Annotated in this window: 3 protein-coding genes and 1 pseudogene; 2 read left to right on the top strand and 2 right to left on the bottom strand. The window is 61.7% G+C overall.

What is annotated here, in order from left to right; all coding sequences use genetic code 11:
- Nucleotides 1-226: pseudogene (locus J9611_RS21070) on the bottom strand (IS5/IS1182 family transposase); the annotation flags it as partial.
- A gap of 63 nt (nucleotides 227-289) precedes the next feature.
- A complete protein-coding gene (locus J9611_RS21065; RefSeq protein ID WP_246528126.1) occupies nucleotides 290-517 on the bottom strand; it encodes a hypothetical protein in 228 nt (75 codons plus the stop codon).
- A gap of 428 nt (nucleotides 518-945) precedes the next feature.
- Between J9611_RS21065 and J9611_RS21060 the strand changes: the two genes are divergently transcribed.
- On the top strand, nucleotides 946-1368 hold the full coding sequence (locus tag J9611_RS21060; RefSeq protein ID WP_211883147.1) for a hypothetical protein: 423 nt from the start codon (nucleotides 946-948) through the stop codon (nucleotides 1366-1368).
- 264 nt (nucleotides 1369-1632) lie between these two features.
- The gene (locus tag J9611_RS21055) at nucleotides 1633-3315 is read left to right on the top strand and encodes an ABC transporter ATP-binding protein (protein WP_211883146.1); all 1683 of its coding nucleotides are present in this window, start codon (nucleotides 1633-1635) and stop codon (nucleotides 3313-3315) included.
- The last annotated feature ends 103 nt before the right edge of the window (nucleotides 3316-3418 follow it).

The raw sequence follows: 3418 nt of genomic DNA, 5'->3' as shown, positions 1-3418 counted from the left end.
CCGAGAGTCCCTCCAACGCCTGAAGAACCAGCACCGAACCGATCACCGACGCCGGGATAGAGGGCCGGCCCCGGCCCGACGTGAAAAGGTCCTCCATCATCGAGTCAGGGAACAACCGGCTCCGGTGTTCAGCCAAAAACGCGAAGGCACTCCCCGGGGCCAACAGCTCCCCGGCCAGTGCCTCCACATCCAAAAACCCGCGCTGGGCGTCCTCAATTCCTTGCATGCAACCAGTCTTAACGACCAGCCCCGCAAGTCCAGCAGGCGCGCCTTAAACCCACCAATTTGTTCAGCAGTTTCCTAGGTTCCTTGCGACCGCGGTCAGCGGGCAGCGAAAGCCGTTGGCCGCAAACACTAATGTCTCCCCAGCCACGACAGAGGCTGCCAAACCGGCCCGTCGATCCGACTGTCCCCGAATGCCGGAGTACAGGATGTACACCATGCAGGCCTCGATCGTGAACCATGCCAACGTGTGAAACGCCTTCACTGCCTTGAGCACCATACGGCGTTCCTTCATGCCCTCATGATATCGACCGACCCTCTGGCCTGCGGTCAGCGGTGGTCGGAGGCGGTTAGGAGCCTCAGACATCGTTCCAGCACGCGGTACAAGTCCCGCCCCGTGGCGCTGACGTGTTGTGCCCGCTTCAGGATGCTTGAAGCAGACCCTGCTGCCACAGGCACCCCAGAACATACTCAGACATGTCCGCACTCGACCGCGATACACCACCGGAAGCCTGCGCTCAGTAATACCAGTCCCAGATGAGCATCATGGGAATCGTGTGCACGGCTGTAAAGAGGATCGACGCGCAAAGGTACATCCACGGCCTGTATCCGGGGACGAACCGAAGAGTGCGTGCTGGCCTCACTCCGGCGGACTGAAGTCTCCCACGCAGCAAGCCCATGAGCTACGCGCGAAACCTGGCCTTCAACCTCAGACTCCGCGGGTTGTCCGAACCCGAGATCGCCGAAGTAATCGACACGGTGCGGGCGCATGAGGCCGCCGCAGGGACTCCCCCGGAAGCCGAATTCGGCACGGCCGAGGAGTACGCGAAGCAGTTCCCCAAGAAGAAGAGGCGGATCTGGGGAACCATCATAACGACGATCGGAACAGCACTATCGATCGCCTACGTTCTCCTCGCGGTACTCCTGATGCTCCTCTTCAGAGTCGACATTCGCGATGTCGCTTCTTTCCCGGCATGCCGTGGACAACGATTTCGACATCGAGTTGCTCGGCGGCGACCAAGACTTTCCACCGTATTGGAGGAGAGTGTGGGGGGCCAGGGCATTCCTCTACGTATGGGACGAGTGGCAGCGCCGACCGTGGTCGGAGTTGTCCTGGGGTTTCCTGTAGATCGGCCGCAATTGTGACGGGCGATTCCGCAGGGTTTCCGCAGCATTGGCCATTTTCGGAGTTGTCCGGGAATGCCGCTGCTAACCTCAGAAATCCGTGCAGGCCCAGTGCTGGTGACCGCTTTCGGACGGGTTACTCACCGTGACTTGGCGCAACTACGCTTCACTGCATCCTTGGACTATCGGCGAGGTCCTCCGTTTGTGTCCCCGGCCATTATTGAGGGTGAGATGTTTCTAACTTTTTGGCGGTTCCGCAGCGCGATCGCTCCCTATGCTTGGGCAATGGCCGGAGGCGCGCTGTTGGTTATCTTCGTCGCGGCAATGGAAGTGGCATTGCCTTGGCCGATGAAAATCATCGTCGATGACGTCCTGCAGCAGGCTGGCAGTTCCGGACAGCACGGGGCTCCCTCCTTCCCTGGACTGGCCGGACTTGGGCCGCTCGAGGTGCTCCTGCTGGCGGCATCGGCTCTGCTCGCGATGACAGTGCTGAACGCCGGCGCGGACTATCTGGGGACCCGCATACTCAACGGTGTCGGCGAGAAGGCCATGGCCACCATCCGGGCCGATGTTTTTACCCACCTGCAGCGCTTGTCCCTGTCCTTCCACGACAAGCAGCGCCTTGGGGACCTGGTCACACGCACCACCACGGACGTCGACTACGTGCGTGCGCTCATGGTGTCGATCCTCTCCGTGCTGCTGCCCAACGTTTTCATTCTCGGATTCATCATCACCATCTGCGTGCTCGTCGATCCGGCCTTTGCCATGATCGGCCTGGCAGTTGCCCCGCTGCTTTTCGTGACCGTGCTGGTCTACCGGCGCCGCATCAAGAGGGCCTCCCGGGCAGCCCGCAGCAAGGACAGCGACATAGCCGCAGCCATGTCCGAGACATTCTCTTCAGTGCGGGTGATGCAGACCTACACCAGCGAAGCACGCCACGAAGAGGACTTCCGTACCCGGAACAACGGCAGGATGGACGTGGGCCTGAGGGTCATTCGGCTTCAGTCCATGTTCTCCCCGCTGGTTGATGTCATCGCCACCGTGGGCACGGTACTGGTGCTCTGGGTCGGTGCGCAACGGGTGCTGGAAGGAACCATGACACTGGGCCTCCTGATTGTATTCCTTGCCTACCTTAAGGCGCTGTACGCGCCGATGAAGGCCCTGGCGAAACTGACCACGGTGATAAGCCGCGGACAGGCCAGTGCTGAACGTATCCAGGAGATTCTGGACACGGCTCCCGCCATCACAGACAAGCCGGGGGCAATGCCCGCCCCGCGGCTCGCTGGCGGGGTGGAGTTGCGCGGGGTCAGCTTCGGCTACCAGGGGGATCGTGATGTCCTGCACGGGATTGATCTCACAGCCCAGCCAGGCAGTGTCGTGGCCATTACCGGTCCCACGGGAGCCGGCAAGTCATCCATAGTCAGTCTGATTCCGCGCCTGTATGACGTGACCCGGGGCGCCGTGCTGCTGGACGGGCTCGACGTGCGGGACCTGCAGGTCGCCACCGTACGCAAACAGATTTCCATGGTGCTGCAGGAATCCATCCTGTTCCGCGGGACAATCTATGACAACATCGCCTACGGCTCCGAGGGGGTCAGCCGCGAGCAAGTACTTGCGGCGGCCGAGGCGGCCTACGTGGACGAGTTCGTCCGGACTCTGCCGCTGGGCTACGACACACCCGTGGCAGAGCGCGGCGTCACTCTCTCGGGCGGACAGCGCCAGCGCATCGCCATTGCCCGCGCGCTGGTGCGGGACACTCCCATCGTCATCCTCGATGAACCAACATCCGGCCTGGACGCGATCTCCGAGCAATACATAATGCGTGGCCTCGACCGCCTCATGGTCGGACGGACGGTTATCGTCATCGCCCACCGGCTCTCCACGCTCCAACGCGCCGACCAAATATTCGTCCTAGACCACGGCCGGATAGTCGAGAGCGGCCGGCACACCGATCTAGGACTGCGCTGAACAATTTGGGTGGTTTAAGGCGCGCCTGCTGGACTTCGCGCAGTGGTCCTTAAGACTGGGTGTATGCAAGGAATTGAGGCGGCCCAGCGCGGATATTTGGATG

Source organism: Pseudarthrobacter albicanus (assembly GCF_018224015.1).
GTDB lineage: Bacteria > Actinomycetota > Actinomycetes > Actinomycetales > Micrococcaceae > Arthrobacter > Arthrobacter albicanus.
This window is presented reverse-complemented; position numbering and strand designations above follow the sequence as displayed.